The 19,287-nt window shown below is 58.5% G+C and carries 21 protein-coding genes (1 of these 21 running past the window's edge); 8 read left to right on the top strand and 13 right to left on the bottom strand.

What is annotated here, in order from left to right:
• Window positions 1-345 carry the 3' end of an alkaline phosphatase D family protein gene (locus AB7M22_RS01395; protein WP_454184990.1) on the top strand. Its footprint begins 1,593 nt before the window's first position, so the window shows 345 of its 1,938 coding nt (coding positions 1,594-1,938); its start codon lies off the left edge, out of view; its stop codon occupies window positions 343-345.
• Between the two features lie 16 nt (window positions 346-361).
• Window positions 362-889 (top strand): adenylate kinase, encoded by a 528-nt coding sequence (locus AB7M22_RS01390; protein WP_454184989.1) that lies wholly within the window; start codon window positions 362-364, stop codon window positions 887-889.
• A gap of 88 nt (window positions 890-977) precedes the next feature.
• On the opposite strand, the gene AB7M22_RS01385 is transcribed toward AB7M22_RS01390, so the two are convergent.
• Window positions 978-2,153, bottom strand: coding sequence for an acetylornithine/succinylornithine family transaminase (locus AB7M22_RS01385; RefSeq protein WP_454184988.1), 1,176 nt, complete (start codon window positions 2,151-2,153; stop codon window positions 978-980).
• Window positions 2,154-2,255: 102 nt separating this feature from the next.
• Here AB7M22_RS01385 and AB7M22_RS01380 point away from each other — a divergent pair, with 102 nt between their 5' ends.
• Both AB7M22_RS01380 and AB7M22_RS01375 read left to right on the top strand, forming a co-directional pair.
• Window positions 2,256-3,161, top strand: coding sequence for a LysR family transcriptional regulator (locus AB7M22_RS01380; RefSeq protein ID WP_008010525.1), 906 nt, complete (start codon window positions 2,256-2,258; stop codon window positions 3,159-3,161).
• 75 nt (window positions 3,162-3,236) lie between these two features.
• A complete protein-coding gene (locus tag AB7M22_RS01375) occupies window positions 3,237-4,250 on the top strand; it encodes a sensor domain-containing diguanylate cyclase (protein ID WP_454184987.1) in 1,014 nt (337 codons plus the stop codon).
• A 6-nt stretch (window positions 4,251-4,256) separates the two neighbouring features.
• Here AB7M22_RS01375 and msrA read toward each other — a convergent pair whose 3' ends face one another.
• The 3 genes from msrA to msrB are packed head-to-tail and all read right to left on the bottom strand — an operon-like array spanning window position 4,257 to window position 7,353.
• Window positions 4,257-4,964 carry a peptide-methionine (S)-S-oxide reductase MsrA gene (gene msrA, locus AB7M22_RS01370; RefSeq protein WP_454184986.1) on the bottom strand — a complete coding sequence of 236 codons (708 nt, stop codon included), beginning with the start codon at window positions 4,962-4,964 and terminating at the stop codon, window positions 4,257-4,259.
• 42 nt (window positions 4,965-5,006) lie between these two features.
• Window positions 5,007-6,794, bottom strand: a complete 1,788-nt coding sequence (locus AB7M22_RS01365; protein ID WP_454184985.1) for a cytochrome c biogenesis protein DipZ — start codon at window positions 6,792-6,794, stop codon at window positions 5,007-5,009.
• A 43-nt stretch (window positions 6,795-6,837) separates the two neighbouring features.
• The gene (gene msrB / locus AB7M22_RS01360; protein ID WP_454184984.1) at window positions 6,838-7,353 is read right to left on the bottom strand and encodes a peptide-methionine (R)-S-oxide reductase MsrB; all 516 of its coding nucleotides are present in this window, start codon (window positions 7,351-7,353) and stop codon (window positions 6,838-6,840) included.
• Between the two features lie 153 nt (window positions 7,354-7,506).
• Here msrB and AB7M22_RS01355 point away from each other — a divergent pair, with 153 nt between their 5' ends.
• The 4 genes from AB7M22_RS01355 (at window position 7,507) to AB7M22_RS01340 (ending at window position 11,169) form a co-directional block, all read left to right on the top strand.
• Window positions 7,507-8,223 (top strand): response regulator transcription factor, encoded by a 717-nt coding sequence (locus AB7M22_RS01355; RefSeq protein ID WP_454184983.1) that lies wholly within the window; start codon window positions 7,507-7,509, stop codon window positions 8,221-8,223.
• Window positions 8,220-9,746 carry a sensor histidine kinase gene (locus AB7M22_RS01350; protein WP_454184982.1) on the top strand — a complete coding sequence of 509 codons (1,527 nt, stop codon included), beginning with the start codon at window positions 8,220-8,222 and terminating at the stop codon, window positions 9,744-9,746. The genes AB7M22_RS01355 and AB7M22_RS01350 overlap by 4 nt, the downstream gene beginning before the upstream one ends.
• Before the next feature lie 67 nt (window positions 9,747-9,813).
• Window positions 9,814-10,329 (top strand): hypothetical protein, encoded by a 516-nt coding sequence (locus AB7M22_RS01345; protein ID WP_454184981.1) that lies wholly within the window; start codon window positions 9,814-9,816, stop codon window positions 10,327-10,329.
• A gap of 135 nt (window positions 10,330-10,464) precedes the next feature.
• Window positions 10,465-11,169 carry a hypothetical protein gene (locus AB7M22_RS01340; RefSeq protein ID WP_007896422.1) on the top strand — a complete coding sequence of 235 codons (705 nt, stop codon included), beginning with the start codon at window positions 10,465-10,467 and terminating at the stop codon, window positions 11,167-11,169.
• Between the two features lie 265 nt (window positions 11,170-11,434).
• Here AB7M22_RS01340 and cyoE read toward each other — a convergent pair whose 3' ends face one another.
• The 9 genes from cyoE to moaC form a co-directional block, all read right to left on the bottom strand.
• On the bottom strand, window positions 11,435-12,322 hold the full coding sequence (gene cyoE / locus AB7M22_RS01335; protein ID WP_454184980.1) for a heme o synthase: 888 nt from the start codon (window positions 12,320-12,322) through the stop codon (window positions 11,435-11,437).
• A gap of 11 nt (window positions 12,323-12,333) precedes the next feature.
• Window positions 12,334-12,669, bottom strand: a complete 336-nt coding sequence (cyoD, locus tag AB7M22_RS01330; protein WP_008010572.1) for a cytochrome o ubiquinol oxidase subunit IV — start codon at window positions 12,667-12,669, stop codon at window positions 12,334-12,336.
• Window positions 12,670-13,296, bottom strand: coding sequence for a cytochrome o ubiquinol oxidase subunit III (locus AB7M22_RS01325; protein WP_008010573.1), 627 nt, complete (start codon window positions 13,294-13,296; stop codon window positions 12,670-12,672). It abuts the gene before it with no gap.
• 3 nt (window positions 13,297-13,299) lie between these two features.
• Window positions 13,300-15,330, bottom strand: a complete 2,031-nt coding sequence (cyoB, locus tag AB7M22_RS01320; protein ID WP_008010575.1) for a cytochrome o ubiquinol oxidase subunit I — start codon at window positions 15,328-15,330, stop codon at window positions 13,300-13,302.
• Between the two features lie 3 nt (window positions 15,331-15,333).
• Entirely contained in the window at window positions 15,334-16,278 is a 945-nt protein-coding gene (cyoA, locus tag AB7M22_RS01315; protein WP_008010578.1) for a ubiquinol oxidase subunit II, read from the bottom strand.
• Window positions 16,279-17,107: 829 nt separating this feature from the next.
• Window positions 17,108-17,617: a disulfide bond formation protein B gene (locus tag AB7M22_RS01310; protein ID WP_032835574.1), complete on the bottom strand. Its 510-nt coding sequence runs from the start codon at window positions 17,615-17,617 to the stop codon at window positions 17,108-17,110.
• A gap of 315 nt (window positions 17,618-17,932) precedes the next feature.
• Window positions 17,933-18,385 (bottom strand): molybdopterin synthase catalytic subunit MoaE, encoded by a 453-nt coding sequence (moaE, locus tag AB7M22_RS01305; RefSeq protein ID WP_454184979.1) that lies wholly within the window; start codon window positions 18,383-18,385, stop codon window positions 17,933-17,935.
• Between the two features lie 3 nt (window positions 18,386-18,388).
• Complete coding sequence (gene moaD, locus AB7M22_RS01300; RefSeq protein WP_008010586.1) at window positions 18,389-18,631, bottom strand: molybdopterin converting factor subunit 1; 243 nt, start codon at window positions 18,629-18,631, stop codon at window positions 18,389-18,391.
• Window positions 18,628-19,101 carry a cyclic pyranopterin monophosphate synthase MoaC gene (gene moaC / locus AB7M22_RS01295; protein WP_454184978.1) on the bottom strand — a complete coding sequence of 158 codons (474 nt, stop codon included), beginning with the start codon at window positions 19,099-19,101 and terminating at the stop codon, window positions 18,628-18,630. The genes moaD and moaC overlap by 4 nt, the downstream gene beginning before the upstream one ends.
• Window positions 19,102-19,287: the final 186 nt, after the last annotated feature.

The raw sequence follows: 19,287 nt of genomic DNA, 5'->3' as shown, positions 1-19,287 counted from the left end.
GTATTGATCCGACACCGCAAGGCCGGCCCACAAATCTGGCAAATCACCAGCAGCGGGATAAAAAACGAATTCCCGCCCGCCCTGCTCGAATGGTTCGACCGCCTCAACCGTTGGCTCTACTCGCCCCGCTCGCCCCTCAACTGGCTGACCAAGCGCCGGCGCATGCGCATTGTTCCGCACATCCCCGAACACGCCGAAGCCGGCGAGCGACTTTGGAACTCAGCAGGAATCGGCCAAGTGTTCTTCAATGAAAAAGGCCAGCCGCAGGATATTTATCAATTCAATGCGGATGGATCACCGAAGACGCGGATGATTGCGCCTGAAATTTCCGAAACGGCTGACTGACTTTGCCCGAGTTGCCATGAGCAATCATTACCCGCACACCATGAACCTCACCCGAACCCTGATCATCGGCAACTCCGGCTCGGGCAAGAGTTGGCTGGCCAAACAACTGGCTGAGCACTTGCAAGCGCCCTGGACCGATCTCGACCTGATTCACTGGGCATCCGATGAACACAGCATCGCTCGTCCCCGCGCCGAAGCACTGGGAATGGCGCGAGTGGCGGCGAGTGGAGAGCGCTGGGTTATCGAGGGTGTTTACGACTGGATGATCAGTGAACTTGTGCAGCAAGCGACAGCGCTGATCTGGCTGTGTCTGGAAGATGAAGACTGCGTCAACCATATTCGCCAGCGAGAGGCGAAGCGCGATGAGCATGACGAGTTACTGATAGCGTTACTGGAATGGGCGAGCAGCTATCGTACTCGTGAAGAGTCCAGTGGATTTGCCGCGCATCAGCGTTTGTTCAAAGGGTTTAGACGTTCGAAACTTCAACTGATGAATCGGGATGAAGTCACGGCTTTCGTCAGTACGATGCAACAAATCGACTGATCGTTCCTGATTCCACTGACGCAGACACCGATTCTGTAGGAGCTTCCGAAGGCTACTCCTACAGGGGAATGCATTCATCCAAGAAAGGTCAGGCTACGCTCACCGCCCGACCAACTCCTCTGACAATCATCTCCACTTCCCGCTCATCAATCGTCAGCGGTGGCAGCAGGCGAATGGTTTTGCCCCGTGTCACGTTGATCAGCAGCCCATGATCGCGGGCTGCAATCAGGGTCAGGTCGCGAATCGGTTGTTTGAGTTCGATGCCGATCATCAAACCCTGGCCGCGAATCGCCAGGACGTTGGGGTCATCGGCCAATTCGATGCGCAATCTGGCGAGCAAGCGTTCACCCTGCAGTTTGGCGTTTTCCAGCAGGCCTTGTTCCTCAATGATCTCCAGCACGGTGCACCCCACTCGGCATGCCAGCGGATTACCGCCGAACGTGCTGCCGTGGCTGCCGGGGGTGAACAGGTCGGCTGCTTTGCCCCGGGCCAGGCAGGCACCAATAGGGATGCCGTTGCCCAAGCCTTTGGCCAGACTCATGACGTCCGGGATGATGCCTTCGTGCTGGAACGCAAACCACTGGCCAGTGCGGCCGATGCCAGTCTGGATTTCGTCGAGCATCAGCAGCCAGGTGCGCCGGTTGCACAGTTCGCGCACTGCTTTGAGATAACCGGGCGGAGCCATTTGCACACCGCTTTCGCCCTGAATCGGCTCCATCAGGATCGCCACGATGCGCGAGCCGTGGGCTTGATGCACCGCCTCCAGCGCCGCGAGGTCGCCGAATGGCACTTTAATGAAGTCCCCCGGCAATTCGTTAAACCCCAGGCGCACCGCCGGGCCGTCACTGGCGGACAAGGTGCCAAGAGTACGACCGTGAAAGGCGTTTTCCATGACCACCACCAGCGGCTGCTCGATGCCTTTGTGCCAGCCGTAAAGCCGCGCGAGTTTCAGCGCGGTTTCGTTGGCTTCGGCGCCAGAGTTATTGAAGAACACCCGATCCATGCCGGAAAGCCGAACCAGTTTCTGCGCCAGCCGCTGTTGCCAGTCGATGCTGTACAGGTTGGAGGTGTGCAACAACAGCCCGGCCTGCTCGCTGATGGCTGCCACAATTCGAGGATGGGAATGGCCGACGTTGGTCACCGCCACACCCGCCACCGCATCCAGATATTCGCGACCGGACTGATCCCACAAGCGCGTGCCCAGGCCTTTGCTGAAACTCAGGGCCAAGGGTTGGTAGGTGCTCATCAGGCAGGCGGCGGTCATGACATCAAACTCCATTAATAGTCGGTGTTTTTGCAGTATGGTTAGCCACCTGAGCTGGATAAACACTGCAACACTTCAATAATTTTAAAGCTGAGCTTGATAATGGATTTGTTCCAGGCAATGACCGTTTACGTAAGAGTGGTGGAAGCCGGCAGCATGACCGCCGCCGCTTTGCAGTGCGAAATGTCGACGACCATGGTCGGCAATCACCTTCGGGCCCTGGAGCAACGCCTGGGCGTGCGCCTGCTCAACCGTACGACACGACGCCAGCGGCTGACGGAATTCGGCACGACGTACTATCAACGTTGTCTCGAGGTATTGGGGCTGGTGGCCGATTCCGAACGCCTGGCCGAACAGACCCTCGACGAGCCGAGCGGCACCCTGCGCATCACCGCGCCGCTGACCTTTGGCACCGAACGGCTGGCGCCGGCCTTGAGCGAATTCGCCCTGCGTTGTCCGCAAGTCAAACTCGACGTCGTTTTGACCAACCAACGCCTGGATCTGCTCGACAACGGTTTCGATGTGGCTATTCGCTTGGGCACTACCGAGATGTCCAACATGATCGCCCGCCCGCTCATCGACTACACGATGACCCTGTGCGCTTCGAAGGACTACCTGGCGCGCCGAGGCACTCCGGAAAAACCTACCGACCTGCAACACCATGACTGCCTGGCCTTCGCCTACCCGGCCGGAGATGACTGGCACTCGGTAGCAAAACAATGGCGCCTGAGAGGACCCGAAGGCGAAGTCATGGTAGAGGTCAGCGGACCGATGCTGATCAACAGCTCGGCGGGGCTGCATCAAGCGGCGCGAACCGGGATGGGCATCGTGATGGTGCCCGATGCGTTGGTAGAACAGGACCTTCACGACGGAAAACTGGTGGCCTTGATGCAGGACTACCAACTGCCGAGTCGACCGATGAACCTGGTGTACGCTCAGGACCGCTACCGTTTGCCGAAATTGCGCAGCTTCGTCGACTTTGCGCTGCAGAGGTGGGGCAAGCACTAGCCGAGGCAATACCCCATGAACTAATCTCCCCGACTGGCGAGTCACGTTGATATCAGTTCGGCAGGGAGACCGATGATGGGTGAGGCATCGAATATCGAGCCGTTGAAGTTCAATCTGTCAGATTTTAACGAAGACATGCTGCACACCATCCTGGAACTGGTCAGCGATGGCATCTGGGACTGGAACGCCAACACCGGGTTCGTCTATCGCAACCCCGGGTGGTACGAGATGCTCGGCTATCCGCCTCATTCCCTGGATAACAACGTGCTGACCTGGGAAAACGTGATCCATCCCGACGATTATTCACAGGTCATGGCGCTGTTTGATGACTACCTGAATCAGCGCGCACCCGGTTATCAAGCCGAGTATCGCTGCCGCATGCGGGATGGCACTTATACCTGGATCGAAGATCGCGGCTATGTGCTGGCACGTAATGCCGACGGCTCGGTGGCACGAATGGTCGGCGCGCACCGCAGTATCGAAGACAAGAAACGCCTGTTCGAAGAAATGGAACGGCGCAATCAATCCCTCGAAGCCATCGTCGAAGAACGCACCCGGGAGTTGTCTCGGGTCAATCAGCAGTTGCAGATTCAACTCGAAGAAAATCGCAAACTGGCGGAAACCGATGTGCTGACTTCCATCGCCAATCGCTATCGACTGGAAAAGGCCCTGCCCCAGGAATGCGATCGCGCCCAACGCTTTCGCCACCCCCTGTCGCTGATCGCCATGGACATCGATGACTTCAAAAACATCAACGATCACTACGGCCACGCCTTGGGTGATGCGGCGTTGGTGCAGGTAATCGAGAGCGTGAAGCACTGCGTGCGCGAAGGCGACCTGTTAGCGCGCTGGGGTGGCGACGAGTTCATCATGATCCTGCCCAATACTTCGTTGGCCGACGCCAGGGCACTCGCTGGAAGAATCCGCCATGGCCTGTCGAGCCTGCTGCCGGTTGGGGACTTCCAAGTGACCATGAGTTTTGGCGTGGTGCAACGCTTTGAAGAAGAACAACAGACAGGGCTCCTGGCCAGGGCCGATCAGGCGCTGTATCGGTCGAAGATTGCGGGCAAGAATGTGATTTCGGGGTGATCTTGCCTACATGCCTGCTTTAACCAATACCGGCGTCTCCTGATATCGATCCGGATACAGCTGCTTCAACTGCGCCACCTTTGGCAGGTCATTGATCACGATGTAAGGGTACGTCGGGTGCTCCGTGAGGAAGTCCTGATGCTCCTCCTCCGCCGGGTAAAAGCCGTTGTAGGTTTCCAGTTTGGTGACGATGGGTTTATTGAACGAATGGGCGGCGTCGAGTTGCGCGATATAGGCCTGGGCGACGCGTTGCTGTTCAGCGCTTTTCAGGAAAAGGGCCGATCGATACTGGGTGCCGCGGTCCGGACCCTGACGGTTTAGTTCGGTGGGATTGTGGGCCACCGAAAAATAGATCTGCAACAAACTGCCATAACTGACTTGAGCCGGATCGAATGTGACTTCGACGGCCTCCGCATGACCGGTATCGCCATTGCTGACCCGCTCGTACTGAGCGGTGTCAGCGGCGCCGCCAGCGTAACCGGAAACGGCATTCTTCACTCCTTTGACGTGTTGAAATACCCCTTGGACGCCCCAGAAGCAACCGCCCGCAAAGACCGCCGTTTCTCTGTGCGCCTGGGTAATCTCGTCGAGCGTTGGCGCAGGGATGATGACCGCCTCTTCGGCGGCCCCGAAAGAGAACGCGGAGCACTGACCGATAACACTGGCGGCGGCCAGACCCAGCAAGGTGCGACGCCAGTTAAATTGGGTTTTCATGGGCTGTCTCCTCAGTGAATGGAGCTATCAACCAAACGGCTATCAACCAAAGGTAAATGCATACGCCGATACACCCGGATCGAGAAACTCAATGCTGAATGTCCGGTCCGTTACGCCTGCGGTCTGGCGAACCAGTTGATACAAACGCTGCTCGGTGACGCTGCCGCTGCCATCAGGCGCAACGTCGACACCGTGGGCATCACCTGGGGGCTTGCCGTCAATCAACACTTTGAAACGCACCGGTTTGCCGTCAGCGCCGGGGCCCAATACCAGATGCAGATCGCGAGCGTGGAAGCGGTAGACGATACGACTGGCCGGTGCGTTTGAAATGGCCCGCTCCGGACCGACAGTCCATTGACCCTCCAGGCTCCAGTTATTGAGGGCCAATTGTGACGGCGGGCTATAGGCCGCCACCTTGTCTGGCGCCAGATCGGTTTCAGCAACGAAATGCTCCGCCCGTCGGTAGCCGACATAGGTTTCCGGCGATTGCACTTCACTCATGTCCGGGGCGAGCTGGACACCCTCGGCACGAGCATTGATCAGCCCGTCCGCGACCTTCGCGGCGCCCGCCTCACGCAGCAGTTGCTGAATCACTCGCTCCGATTCGGCATATTTGCCTTCACCAAAGTGGTGATAACGAATGCGCCCTTGAGCATCGGCAAAATAGTGGGCTGGCCAGTATTGGTTGTTGAAAGCACGCCAGACCTTATAGTCGTTATCGATTGCCACCGGATAAGTGATGCCCAGGTCTTTCATGGCTTTGGTGACGTTGCCTGCATCACGTTCGAAGGCAAACTCGGGCGTATGGACGCCGATCACCACCAAGCCCTGATCACGATACTTCTCGGCCCAGGCCTTTACGTACGGCAGGGTGCGCAGGCAGTTGATGCAGGAGTAAGTCCAGAAATCCACCAGCACAACCTTGCCCTTCAAGGACTGGGCGGTGAGAGGGGGTGAATTGAGCCATTGCACAGCGCCGTCCAGCGATGGAAGGTTGCCTTCAATCGGCAGTTCGCCCGGTATCTTGGCGGTCATTTTCATGCTGCCGGTGGGTTGATCGCCGCCCCGTGGAATCTGCGACATCATCGCCCCACTGTCGGTAGGCAACTTACCAGCCAGTCGACTTACCAACGCCTGTTCGATGCCGCCGGTGGAGGCTGTCGAAACCCGCGCCAGAATCCCTGTATCCAACCCCAAGGCGATCGCCACCACACCAGCCAGCATCGCGACTCCCAAGCCTCGACGCAGCCACTCGCCTGCGCCTATCGAACGCTTCATCGCGGCGAAGACTTTACCGCCCAGCAGCAGTGCCGCGGCGAGAGAGGTGGCGGCACCGGCCGCGTAAGCCAGTAGCAACAGGGTGGTGGCGACATTTGCCCCTTGCAGCGCCGCGCCAGTCAACAGCAGGCCCAGAATCGGCCCGGCGCAGGGTGCCCAGAGCAGTCCCGTGGCGACGCCGATCAGCAACGACGCACCGGGCCGTGGCCGGGTATCGGCGCCCGCGGCCTCCGACAGCCGACCTCCGGCCGCCACCAATGGACGCGTCAGACGCTCGGCCAGCCGGGGCAGCAACAGCGTCAGCCCGAACAGCGCAACGAACAGCAACGCGAGCCAGCGACCGTACTGATTGACTTGCACCACCCAACCGCCGCCCACCGCCGCCAACGAGGCGACGAGCGCGAAGGTCAGCGCCATCCCCGCCAGCAGCGGCAAGCCACTCTTCATAAACGGCTGCCCGGTGCGAGCGAAGACAAAGGGCAATACCGGCAGAATGCACGGGCTGACGATCGTCAGCACACCACCGAGATAAGCGAGGACCAGAAGCCACATAACGTCGACCTGCATGAAGTGAGTGAAAGGAAGTGCCCATGGATTACGCCTGCGGCTTGAAGGTCAGTGCCAGACCGTTCATGCAGTAACGCAGACCAGTGGGCTTTGGCCCGTCTTCGAAAACATGACCCAAGTGACCGCCGCAACGACGGCAATGAACCTCTTCGCGCAGCACGCCGAAGGAACGGTCCCGACGGGTGGCCACCGCGTTGTCCAGTGGCGCCCAGAAGCTCGGCCATCCAGTGCGGCTGTCGAACTTGGTGTCGGAAGAAAACAACGGCAGATCACAACCGGCGCAGGCAAAAATGCCCTCCCGATGCTCGTTGTTCAGCGGGCTGCTGTAGGCCCGCTCGGTGCCCTCTTCACGCAGGACCTCGTACTGCTCGGCGCTGAGCTTGGCGCGCCATTCGCTATCGCTGTGGGTCACCTCGAAAACCTCTGCCGCGCGGGCCTCATCGATCAGCGCGACGCTTGCGGAAAATTTTGGCAATACACCGACCACCAGGGCTGCAGCCCCCAGCCCGCCGCTCGCTACAAGAAACTGTCGCCGTGAAAACATGGGCCTTCTCCAAAATTCCAGATGCCTTGCATGGAACACAGCCTAGGCTTGAGTTGATCGCCAAATCCTCACGAGGAGTTAAATAATTCGTGATAACTCAACCTCAGGAAAACCCGCACAATGTGTTCATTGCGTCACAAAGGATTGAGCTCCATGGAACAGACCAAACGCGTCCTGGTGGTCGAGGACGACCTGCATATCGCCGACCTCATCTGCCTGCATCTGCGCGATGAGCAGTTCGAGGTGGTGCACTGCGCCGACGGCGATGAGGGCATGCGACTGCTGCAGCAAGGAAGCTGGGACGCACTGATCCTCGACCTGATGCTACCCGGCGTCGACGGCCTGGAAATCTGTCGCCGCGCCCGGGCCATGGCCCGCTACACACCGATCATCATCACCAGTGCGCGCTCCAGTGAAATGCATCGGATTCTGGGGCTGGAACTGGGTGCCGACGATTACCTGGCCAAACCCTTTTCCATGCTCGAACTGGTGGCGCGGGTCAAGGCATTGCTGCGACGGGTCGACGCCATGGCCCGCAACCTGAAAATGGATGCCGGCAGCCTGATCAGCGATGGCCTGTCCATCGACCCGATTACCCGTGAAGTCTCCCTCGACGGCCGGCGGCTTGACCTCACGCCACGGGAATTCGACCTGCTGTACTTCTTCGTCCGCCAGCCCGGAAAGGTCTTCTCGCGCATGGACCTGCTCAACGCGGTGTGGGGCTACAGCCATGAAGGCTACGAGCACACGGTCAACACCCACATCAACCGCCTGCGGGCCAAGATCGAGGCCGATCCGGCGCAACCGGCGCGCATCCTCACGGTGTGGGGCCGTGGATACAAGTTCGCAGTAAGCGGAGAGCAGCCATGAGGCTGACCCTGACTCAACGCCTGTCCCTGGTGTTCGCCGTGCTGCTGCTGGTGTGCTGCGGTACCTCGGCATGGATGCAGGTGCGCTCCAATCAGATGCATGAACTGGAAGTGGTGCAAGGCTTGTCGCGGGATCTGGCGCAACACATTGCCCACGACACCGTACTGATGGACCGCAATGGCCCGATGCCCAATGCCGTGCGCGAATTGTTCAGCCAGTTGATGCTGGTCAATCCCAGTGTCGAGGTCTATCTGCTGGACACCGGAGGCCGGATTGTCGGCAGCGCCGCGCCCGAAGGTCGAATACGCCGGGAGCGGGTCGATCTGGCGCCGATCCAGCGTTTGCTCAAAGGCGAGGCCCTGCCGATTCTCGGCGACGATCCGCGCAGCGTCGATGGCCGCAAGGTGTTCAGCGCCGCGCCATTGCGGGTCAACGGTCAACCGGCCGGTTATCTCTATGTGGTGTTGCTCAGCGAGGAGCACGATCGCTTCGCCGAACGCGGCGCCACCAGCGCAGCGCTCAATACAGCGTTGTTGTCCATTGGGCTGGTGGCGTTGCTGTGCCTGATTGCCGGCCTCACGGCATTTGGCCTGATCACCCGGCCATTGCGCCGCTTGACCGAAAAAGTCAGTCAGTTCGATATCAACGGTGTTCCGTCGGCGCCACCCGCCTCGCCCGAGCCAGAGCCGGTAGAGAAAACCGCCAGCCACGATGAAATTGCCGTACTCGACGCCGCCTTCCGGCAGATGCAAGCGCGCCTCGGCGAACAATGGCGATCGCTGACCCGTCAGGATCAGGAGCGTCGCGAACTGGTGGCCAACATCTCCCACGACCTGCGCACACCGCTGGCCTCACTGCATGGTTACCTGGAAACTTTGTCGCTCAAGGACGCCACATTGTCCCCCGCCGATCGCCGTCGTTATCTGGGGATCGCCCTGGATCAAAGCCGCAAGGTCGGTGGCCTGGCGCAATCGCTGCTGGAACTGGTGCGGCTTGAACACGGTTTCGTGCAACCGGTGCTGGAGCGGTTTTCGCTGACCGATCTGGTGCAGGACATCTTTCAGAAATTCGAACTCAGCGCCGAAGCGCGCCAGATCGAACTCAAGGCCACCTTCGCCCCCAACGTCTCGGCGGCCTGCGCAGATCTTGGGTTGATCGAGCGGGTGCTGACCAACCTGTTCGACAATGCGCTGCGCCATACGCCCCAAGGTGGAGAAATCGAACTCAGCCTGCGCCCACAAGGACCTTTTATCGAAGTGACAATCAGCGATACCGGCCCGGGAATCGCTCCCGAACTGCGCGAAGGTCTGTTCCTGCGTCCGTTCAACATTGGCGGCGCACGGCGCGATGGCGGATTGGGGCTGCGGATCGTGCACCGGATCCTGCAATTGCACGGTCGCGAGATCCATCTGATAGATATTCCCGGACGCGGCGCGACCTTTCGCTTCTCGTTACCGGTGGATGAGCAGACCGCCGAGCAATGGGCCGGTCGGTCGACGAATCCGAACGCAATGAGGAAATAGTCGACAGACTTGGCCATAGCAGCGGCTATTATCCCGGTCCTCATTTTTCGGCAAGGAACGCTGCGCAATGCTCATCACCCTGCAAAACATCCCGCTGTGGGTTTACGTGATTTTTTTGGTGTTGTGTTACTTCGGGGTCAAAGCGCTTTATCCGACCCATGAAAGCAAAGCCGCATTGCTTGTCACTCCGCCGGCCTTGCTGGCATGGTCCCTGTTTTCATTGAACCTCACGCTAAACCCTCAGCTCTCGGTGGGTTGCTGGTTGGTCACGTTTCTGCTGGGCAACCTCGCGGCGCTGGTGTTTGTTTCACGCAAGGGCGTGGAGCTGGATGATCCGGAAACCGGGTTGATCGTGCCTGGCAGCTGGAAGACGCTGGTGTTCTACCAGCTGTTTTTTGCCGTAAATTTTTACTTCGGCTATCAGGACGACGTGCATCCGGAACAGGCCGCTACGCTTGAGGTGTTGCTGCTCAAGGCTTCGGCGTCGGGGTTTGTCTATGGATTGATCTGCGGACGGTCGCTGAAACTTTATCGGCTGTTGCTGGAGCTTCAGGCGCAACGCCCCAAAATGGCTGCCGGTTAAAAGTCCCTCGCCAAAAATGCTGACCAGCCGCCTGTTCATCCGTGACAACGCAGCCTCGGTCCAATAGATTAGGCGGCCTGAAAAGGCTTCGTGCTTTCTCGCCTCAATCCAAGTTAAAGAAGTAGTGAAATTTCAATGTCCGATTCCAATACCGCTGAATCCGTAGTCACCTTGTCGTCCAAAGCGGAATACGAAAACTCCATCAATCTTTCACAACACGTGCCTCAGGCCAAGACCATCAGCGAGATGGTTCTGGATGCTTTTCAATCCACCCGGGAAAGCGACCAGATCCGCGAGCTGCGCGCCGCGATTCGCCAGGCTCATGACAGCTTCGACGACGATAAAGCCTATGAATTGATGGGCGAACTCAAGCAATTGAAAGACGCCGAAGCGGCCGATATTGCCGCCCTGGAAGACCTGAGCAGCAAATTCCCGATCAGCCGCATTCTGTCCAGCTTCAAGGACGACCCGGCGTTCCAGGAAATCGTCTACGGCCTGGCGCTGAAGGTACTGAACCAGACTCACCAGGCCATCAGCAACCCGAGCAGCGGCAAGAGCAAAGCGGCTCGCGCCAAGAAAGACGTCGAAGTGTTCACCATCAGCAAGGACGGCATCAGCGTCACCCTGCCCCTGCGCACCCCGCGCTCGCGCCTGAACGTTGACCGTGAAGCGCTGGAATTCCTGGGCTTCACTTTCGTCGGCGAAGGCGAAGAAGCGGAACTGGAAAGCGAGACGTTCCTGGACAACGCCGGGGCCGAACAAGCGGTCAACCGCAAGAACATCATCACCGCGCTTCAACAACAAACCGCGTTCGACGGCTACAGCATCGCCGCGCAGTAACGCTAAACGCTGCACATAAAATCCCCGCCATCAGAGCGGGGATTTTTATTGCCTGTTCGCCTGATTAACTTTTTTCTGATGCACCGCGGCGCGGCCATCGCGAGCAGGCTCGCTCCCACAGGGGTTCAGCGTCGAGCACAAAAGTGGTGACAACACCGACCCGAGCCTGCTCGCGATAGGGACGACACGGTCCGTCAAAAAGAACCCAATAAAAAGCCCCGCCATTCTCTCGAAGGGCGGGGCTTTTCTTTACAGCATCCGACGCTTAAGGCGCGTAAGTCAGCAACAGCTCACTCGGCACTTTAAAATCCAGCGACATCATCACGCTCAACGCGGTAATGGTGAAGATCGAGAACACGAACAGCTTGCGTGCCCAGACCGTGTCATCCACTGCCTTGTAGCCGGTCCAGGCCATGTACAACCAGTACATGCCCATAGCCGCGGCGACGGCGAGGTAGCTCATGCCGGCGTAGCCGCTGAAGGTCAGCATCAAGGTCGCCACGAGGAACGCCAGGATGTAGAGCAGGATGTGCTTCTTGGCCACTTCAATTCCGCGCTTCACCGGCAACACCGGAATCGATGCGGCCAAATAATCGTTGAAGCGGAAGATTGCGATGGCGTAGGAATGCGGCATCTGCCACAGGCTGAACATCACCAGCAGCGTCAGTGCGGCCATGTCGAAGCTGTTTGTCACAGCCACGTAGCCAATCACCGGCGGCATCGCCCCCGACAAACTGCCCACCAGCGTGCCGTGAACCGACTTGCGCTTGAGGTACAGGCTGTAGAAACCGACGTAGATGACAAAACCGATCACCGCGAACAACGCGGCCAACGGGTTGGCCACCTTGTACAGCAGCGCAACGCCGGCAACGCCGAGGACGGTCGCATAAGCCAGGGCCAGTTTCAGGGAGATCAAGCCCTGGACCAGCACTCGGTTCTTGGTGCGTTCCATCTTCAGGTCGATGTCGCGGTCGATGCAGTTGTTGAACACGCAACCGGAAGCGACCACCAGGGACGTGCCGATCATCGCAGCCAGGAAGATGGCCAGATCGACATGCCCTTTGGAGGCCAGGAAAAATCCGCCTGCCACAGAAAGCACGTTACCGAAAATGATCCCCGGTTTGGTGATTTGGATAAAGTGCTTGAGGGACATGCGGATTTACCTCACTTCGCCATCATGTTGGTGTGGATGCTGAACATGATCCACAGCGACAGGCCTACCAACAGGACGATCACGATCGCGGCGAAAACAAACGCAATGACGTTGTTACGCTGCGCCGCCGAACGGTCCAGGTGGAGGAAGTACACCAGGTGCACCAGCACCTGGATGACTGCGAAGGCCAGTACGATCCACAGGGTCAGGGCTTTCGGCAGCGACGGGTACATCACCAGGCCGAAAGGAATGACGGTCAGGATCACCGACAGGATGAAACCGATAGCATAAGACTTGACGCTGCCGTGGCCGGCGTCGTGGCTATCGTGGGAATGAGCGTTAGCCATTTACATAGTCCCCATCAGATAAACAACGGTGAATACGCAGATCCACACCACGTCCAGGAAGTGCCAGAACAGGCTCAGGCAGCTCAGACGGGTCTTGTTGGTCGCCGTCAGGCCGTTTTTCTGCACCTGGTACATCATGATCGCCATCCAGATCAGACCGCTGGTCACGTGCAGACCGTGGGTGCCGACCAGGGTGAAGAACCCGGACAGGAAACCGCTGCGGCTAGGACCGAAGCCCTCGGAGATCAGCATATGGAACTCGTTGATCTCCATGCCGATGAAGCCGGCGCCGAACAGGAAGGTCATGGCCAACCAGCCCAGGACCTGGTTCTTCTTGCCCTTGAACAACGCCAGCATGGCGAAGCCGTAGGTGATCGAACTGAACAGCAGCAGAGCGGTTTCGCCCAGTACATATGGCAGTTCGAAGATGTCGTGGCCCGACGGGCCACCCGCTACGTTGTTAACCAGTACCGCGTACGCCGCGAAGATCGACGCAAACAGGATGCAGTCGGTCATCAGGTAGAGCCAGAAACCGAATACGGTCATCTCGCCCGAGTCGTGGTGATGGTCATCATGCCCATGTCCATCGACATGGGTGTGTCCAGCATTGGTCACTAAGTTCGACATGGTTTAAGCCTGTTCCAACGAGGTTTCAACACGGGTGGCGGTGGCTGGAACTTTCCCGGCCGCTACCAGACGCTTGTGCTGCTCGGCTTCGATGCGCTCGATCACGTCGACCGGCACCATATAGCCTTGATCATCGCGTGCAGCGTGGATCACGAAGTAGCCCACAGTGCCGACCAGGCTAACGATGGCCAGCCACCAGATGTGCCAGATCATCGCGAAACCGAACACGGTCAACAGAGCACCCATGACCACACCGGTGGCGGTGTTGTTTGGCATGTGGATCGGTTCGTACTTGGCCGGAGCCTTGTACGCAGTGCCGTTTTCCTTGGCTTCGGTGAACGGGTCGATGGTTTCTGCTTTTGGCAGCACGGCAAAGTTGTAGAACGGTGGTGGCGAGGAGGTCGACCATTCCAGGGTGTGGGCATTCCACGGGTCGCCGTGTTCGCACATGTTCTCTGGCTTGTTGCGATCACGCACGCTGACGTACAGCTGGATCAACTGGCAGGCGATACCGAAGGCGATCATCACCGCACCGAACATGGCAACGTACAGGTACGGTACCCACTCAGGGTTGGTGGTGGCGTTCAGACGACGGGTCATGCCCATGAAGCCCAGCACATAGAGCGGCATGAACGCGACGAAGAAGCCGGTGATCCAGAACCAGAATGCTGCCTTGCCCCAGCCTTCGTGCAGCTTGAAGCCGAACGCTTTCGGGAAGTAGAAGGCGAAACCTGCGATGTAGCCGAATACCGCGCCGCCGATGATCACGTTATGGAAGTGCGCGATCACGAACAGGCTGTTGTGCAGAACAAAGTCAGCACCCGGGATGGCCAGCAGTACGCCGGTCATGCCGCCGATGGCGAAGGTCACCATGAAGCCCAGGGTCCACAGCACTTGGCTGGTGAAACGCAGACGGCCCTGATAGATGGTGAACAGCCAGTTGAATAGCTTCACCCCCGTCGGGATCGAGATCAGCATCGTCGCCAGACCGAAGAAGGCGTTGACGCTGGCACCCGAACCCATGGTGAAGAAGTGGTGCAGCCAAACCATGAAGCCCAGGATCGAGATCGCGCCCGATGCGTAGACCATCGAGTGGTGGCCGAACAGACGCTTGCCGGTGAAGGTCGAGATGACTTCGGAGAAGATCCCGAACGCCGGCAGAATCAGGATGTAAACCTCAGGGTGACCCCAGGCCCAGAACAGGTTGACGTACATCATTGGATTGCCACCAAGTTCATTGGTGAAAATGTGGAAATCCATGTAACGGTCGAGGGTCAGCAGTGCCAGGGTGGCGGTCAGGATCGGGAACGAAGCCACGATCAGGACGTTGGCCCAGGTGCAGGTCCAGGTGAAGATCGGCATGTCCATCAGCTTCATGCCCGGGGTACGCATTTTCAGCACGGTGGCCAGGAAGTTGACCCCCGTCAGCGTCGTACCTAGCCCGGACAGCTGCAACGCCCAGATGTAGTAATCCATCCCCACGCCCGGGCTGTATTGCAGGCCCGACAGCGGCGGATAAGCAACCCAGCCGGTCTTGGCGAATTCGCCAACGCCCAGGGACAGGTTGATCAGCACTACGCCGGAAACCAGCAGCCAGAAGCTCAGGGAGTTCAGGAACGGGTAGGCAACGTCACGCGCGCCGATCTGCAGCGGCACTGCAAGGTTCATCAGGCCGGTGAAGAATGGCATCGCCATGAAAATGATCATGATCACACCGTGAGCGGTGAAGATCTGGTCATAGTGTTCAGGCGGCAGGTAGCCAGGCGAACCCTCGGTGGCCATGGCCAACTGGGTACGCATCATGATGGCGTCGGCAAAACCGCGCAGCAGCATGACCATGGCGACGATGATGTACATCACGCCGATTTTCTTGTGGTCGACCGAGGTCAACCACTCGGTCCACAAATAGGTCCACTTCTTGAAGTAGGTGATTGCAGCGAACAGCGCCAGACCACCGAGCGCGATCATGGCGATGGTTATCATCACGATCGGTTCGTGGAACGGGACCGCTTCCCAACTTAATTTACCAAACATCGTTTACTCCTCTGCCCCGGCAGCTGAATGCGAGTTCATGTCCATTCCTTGCGTAGCGGCCACTTCTTTCTCTTCTTTCTCGTGCTTCACTTTCGGACCCGGTTTCATGCCTTCGTACTTGTCGACGATGGTCTGGAACAGGTTCGGCGTCACCGAGGAGTAGAGCTCGACTGGGTTGTTCTGGCTCTGCTTGGCAAGGGCTGCGTATTCAGCTTGTTCAAGCTTTTTAGGTGCCTTTTTGACTTCGCTTACCCAGGCGTCGAAATCTTCCTGAGAAGTGGCGATAGCTTTGAATTTCATGCCGGTGAAACCCGCGCCGCTGTAGTTGGCGGAGATACCGTCCATTTCAGCGTTCTGGTTGGCGATCAGGTGCAGTTTGGTCTGCATGCCCGCCATCGCGTAGATCTGACCGCCCAGAGCAGGGATGAAAAACGAGTTCATCACGGCGTCGGAAGTGATCTTGAAGTTGATCGGGGTGTGCGCCGGGAACACGATCTTGTTGACCGTGGCAATGCCTTGTTCCGGGTAGATGAACAGCCACTTCCAGTCCAGCGCGACCACTTCAATGGTGATTGGCTTGACGTCGGATTCCAGTGGCTTGTAAGGGTCAAGCGCGTGGGTCGACTTGTAGGTGACGTAACCCAGGGCAATGATGATCAGCACCGGAATAGTCCACACCGCGATTTCGATCTTGGTGGAGTGGGACCATTTGGGCGTGTAGACGGCGTCCTTGTTGGAAGCGCGGTATTTCCAGGCGAACGCGAAGGTCATGAAAATGACCGGCACGACGACCAACAGCATCAGCAGCGTTGCGGTGATGATCAGGTTTCGCTCATCCAGGCCGACCTGGCCCTTGGGATCGAGCAAGGTCATGTTGCAGCCTCCCAGCAACAACGTGCCGAGCAGCGGCAATAAGCCTAGTAGTCTGGGGTACCTGTTTTTACTCATCTCACGACCTCTAAAGCAGCTTGCGCAATGCAGTTGGGTTTTGATCGCCAACACTTCACCCTGCCAAGGGTTGGCATTTTTCTTGGATTGAATAAGGGCCTGCCCGTCGCGCGTCAGACGCTGTTCGACAATTGCTGGGCCTGCGGTGAGTTCTTATTCGAATTCGTGGTCAAGGGCCTTGTTACAGACCAATTCCATTTGGTGCGGATCGTCGGAAGGCACCGACACCTGGGAGTCGCATGAAGCCATCAGGCCTCTCGACACCCTAGTTCTGCTCATGCACCTGAGTAAGGGTGAGCAGTGCCGGGAATTCAGTGCGGGCGATTGTAGATATGTAACGATTCATAAACCATGTCTCATCCCGAAATAATTTTTATCCGATCCAGCAACAATCATTAACGGCTTTTGCAAAAGTGCGCCATGGTATCGAAATCCATTCTCAACAAAAACACCAAAAAATGTAGGTCTACCACACGAAGTTCAGACAGTTTCCAAGGCTCTGCACTCGCCTTTGACCTTGCTCTACCCCCTATGTGACAAGGACTTCGGCAATTCGCCAGGCCCTGTTAAAACTGCCTGTTTCGACTGAGAAGCGCTGAAACCGGCAGCGCTTGAGGGAGCCGGTTTTTGGTGCGAGGCGATACCCTGAATTGGCGATTTGAAATGCCTTGCGACACTCAAGCTGTGACAACATGTCGCACACGTGTCGCACCCTTCCTTGCCGAGCATCAAGGTCTTTTTACCTGACTTGCGAATATGCAAAACGCCCCGGCCTCTCAACGAGAACCGGGGCGTTTTTTTGTTGCCTGCAACGGTACGGCGAACAGCCTCAGCGCAGCGCTTTGCGGTTACGCGAAGTGAGCAGCGGCACCAGCACCACGATCAGCACGAACGCCAGCAGCGCCCACTGTGCCAGGGACAAGCCGAGGATCGGCGGGTACGGCGTAGAGCAGAAGCCATCGACCTGGAAGCCCAGCGGGAAGATCTTCGCCAGCGGCAAACCGTCGACGATCGGTTGCAGCACATCGATGCCACAACTGACCGCAGGATAAAACTGGGTATAGACGTGATGCCCGGCCACCCCGACGCCCGCAATGGCGCTGATCACCACCAACGCTTCGAACAGCGTGATGCTGCGGCGGGTGCGCGTCGCTGCGCCGATAAAGGCGAACAGCGCAATCAGCAACAGCGCGTAGCGTTGCAGGATGCACAGCGGGCACGGAGCCTCGCCCAGAGCCACCTGCATGTACAGCGCACCACCGATCAGCGCCAGGCAGATGATGCCCAGAAGCACCAGATAGCGCCGTTCACGTCCCAACCGCATCGTTTCCTCGCTCATCGCGTTTCCCTTTTGTGTCCGTGGATATCGGTTGTCCGGAAGTCTACACGCTGACCCGATCTTTGAGAGCCTTGAACCGCCCCTGAACCCGGCCTTCTGGCGCCAATGCTGTTCACGAGAGTCTTGGATCAGTGAGAAGCCTGTGGCGAGGGAGCTTGCTCCCGCTTGAGTGCGTAGCACTCAGATTTTTGGGGCCGCTACGCAGCCCAACGCGAGCAAGCTCGCTCGCCACAAGGAATAAACGATAAACCGGTTAAGGACGGATTAACTTTCCAGTGTTTTCAAGAATCGAGCCCCTGAAGACGGATCGATTGCTTACTGCTTCCACCGATCTGCCGCCGCATGATCGCTGTCACGCCCTTCCACCCAACGCGGCCCATCACGGGTGTTTTCTTTCTTCCAGAACGGCGCGCGGGTTTTCAGGTAGTCCATGACAAAGGCACAGGCATCGAATGCCGCCTGACGGTGGGCGCTGGCGGCGCCGACGAAGACGATCGGCTCGCCCGGCTCCAGCGCGCCGATGCGGTGCAACACTTCCAGCTTCAACAGCGGCCAGCGCTGCTCGGCCTCCACCGCAATCTTGCCCAAGGCTTTTTCGGTCATGCCCGGGTAGTGCTCCAGAAACATCCCGGCGACGTCGAGGCCGTCATTGAAGTCGCGCACGTAGCCGACAAAACTCACCACCGCACCGACGCCCACATTGGCCGCGTGCATGGCGTTGACTTCGGCGCCCGGGTCGAACGGCGTGGGCTGCACGCGAATCGCCATGGCTCAGCCCCCGGTCACGGTCGGAAAAAACGCCACTTCATCACCATCACTCACCGGTTCGTCGAGCTGACAGAGGTCTTCGTTGCGGGCGCACATCAGGTTTTGCTCGCTCAGTACCTCGGCGCCGTCACGTTGAGCGAGCAGCGCGCGCACATCGTCGACCGTGGCGAAATCACCTTCGACCTTCACCGAGTCCACGCCGAGCGCTTCACGGTAACGGGCGAAAAACTTCACAGTAACGTTCATGGCAGATCCGCCTGGAAATGGCCGCTCTTGCCGCCGAGTTTCTCCAGCAGCCGCACGCTCTCGATGGTCATCCCACGATCCACGGCCTTGCACATGTCATAGATGGTCAGCGCCGCGACGCTGGCGGCGGTCAGCGCTTCCATTTCGACGCCGGTCTGCCCGGACAACTTGCAGCACGCCACGATGCGCACGGTGTCGTCGCCTTCGGCACTGAGTTCGACCTTGACGCCGGTGAGCATCAACGGGTGGCACAGAGGAATCAGATCGCTGGTTTTCTTCGCCGCCTGGATGCCGGCGATCCGCGCCACGGCGAATACGTCCCCCTTGGGATGGCCGCCACTGACGATCATCTGCAGGGTTTCGGGCAGCATGCGCACCAGCGCTTGGGCCGTCGCTTCACGGAACGTCACGTTTTTTTCAGTGACGTCGACCATATTGGCGCGACCTTGGGAATCGAGATGAGTCAGCACAGGGATACTCCTGATCAGGAGCATCGATTGTAAACCTGTGGGTCAATTTTTCGCACGTTTGATTATCCGATAGACATGCCCCTGTAGGAGCGAGGCTTGCCCGCGAAAGCGATGTGTCAGTCACATTGATGTCGGATGTGCCGACGTCTTCGCGGGCAAGCCTCGCTCCTACAAGGGGTTATTCGT

This window comes from Pseudomonas sp. ADAK2 TE3594, from assembly GCF_053628675.1.
This window is presented reverse-complemented; position numbering and strand designations above follow the sequence as displayed.

Excerpts from the sequence above, each read along its gene's own strand:
- cyoE (WP_454184980.1), bottom strand. The coding sequence starts at position 12,322 with ATGTCCCTCAAGCACTTTATCCAAATCACCAAACCGGGGATCATTTTC.
- AB7M22_RS01390 (WP_454184989.1), top strand. The coding sequence starts at position 362 with ATGAGCAATCATTACCCGCACACCATGAACCTCACCCGAACCCTGATC.
- cyoA (WP_008010578.1), bottom strand. The coding sequence starts at position 16,278 with ATGAGTAAAAACAGGTACCCCAGACTACTAGGCTTATTGCCGCTGCTC.
- AB7M22_RS01355 (WP_454184983.1), top strand. The coding sequence starts at position 7,507 with ATGGAACAGACCAAACGCGTCCTGGTGGTCGAGGACGACCTGCATATC.
- AB7M22_RS01380 (WP_008010525.1), top strand. The coding sequence starts at position 2,256 with ATGGATTTGTTCCAGGCAATGACCGTTTACGTAAGAGTGGTGGAAGCC.
- AB7M22_RS01350 (WP_454184982.1), top strand. The coding sequence starts at position 8,220 with ATGAGGCTGACCCTGACTCAACGCCTGTCCCTGGTGTTCGCCGTGCTG.
- AB7M22_RS01325 (WP_008010573.1), bottom strand. The coding sequence starts at position 13,296 with ATGTCGAACTTAGTGACCAATGCTGGACACACCCATGTCGATGGACAT.
- msrA (WP_454184986.1), bottom strand. The coding sequence starts at position 4,964 with ATGAAAACCCAATTTAACTGGCGTCGCACCTTGCTGGGTCTGGCCGCC.
- AB7M22_RS01365 (WP_454184985.1), bottom strand. The coding sequence starts at position 6,794 with ATGTGGCTTCTGGTCCTCGCTTATCTCGGTGGTGTGCTGACGATCGTC.
- cyoB (WP_008010575.1), bottom strand. The coding sequence starts at position 15,330 with ATGTTTGGTAAATTAAGTTGGGAAGCGGTCCCGTTCCACGAACCGATC.
- msrB (WP_454184984.1), bottom strand. The coding sequence starts at position 7,353 with ATGTTTTCACGGCGACAGTTTCTTGTAGCGAGCGGCGGGCTGGGGGCT.
- cyoD (WP_008010572.1), bottom strand. The coding sequence starts at position 12,669 with ATGGCTAACGCTCATTCCCACGATAGCCACGACGCCGGCCACGGCAGC.
- moaE (WP_454184979.1), bottom strand. The coding sequence starts at position 18,385 with ATGGCGATTCGCGTGCAGCCCACGCCGTTCGACCCGGGCGCCGAAGTC.
- moaD (WP_008010586.1), bottom strand. The coding sequence starts at position 18,631 with ATGAACGTTACTGTGAAGTTTTTCGCCCGTTACCGTGAAGCGCTCGGC.
- AB7M22_RS01375 (WP_454184987.1), top strand. The coding sequence starts at position 3,237 with ATGGGTGAGGCATCGAATATCGAGCCGTTGAAGTTCAATCTGTCAGAT.
- AB7M22_RS01385 (WP_454184988.1), bottom strand. The coding sequence starts at position 2,153 with ATGACCGCCGCCTGCCTGATGAGCACCTACCAACCCTTGGCCCTGAGT.
- AB7M22_RS01340 (WP_007896422.1), top strand. The coding sequence starts at position 10,465 with ATGTCCGATTCCAATACCGCTGAATCCGTAGTCACCTTGTCGTCCAAA.
- AB7M22_RS01345 (WP_454184981.1), top strand. The coding sequence starts at position 9,814 with ATGCTCATCACCCTGCAAAACATCCCGCTGTGGGTTTACGTGATTTTT.
- AB7M22_RS01310 (WP_032835574.1), bottom strand. The coding sequence starts at position 17,617 with ATGAGCGAGGAAACGATGCGGTTGGGACGTGAACGGCGCTATCTGGTG.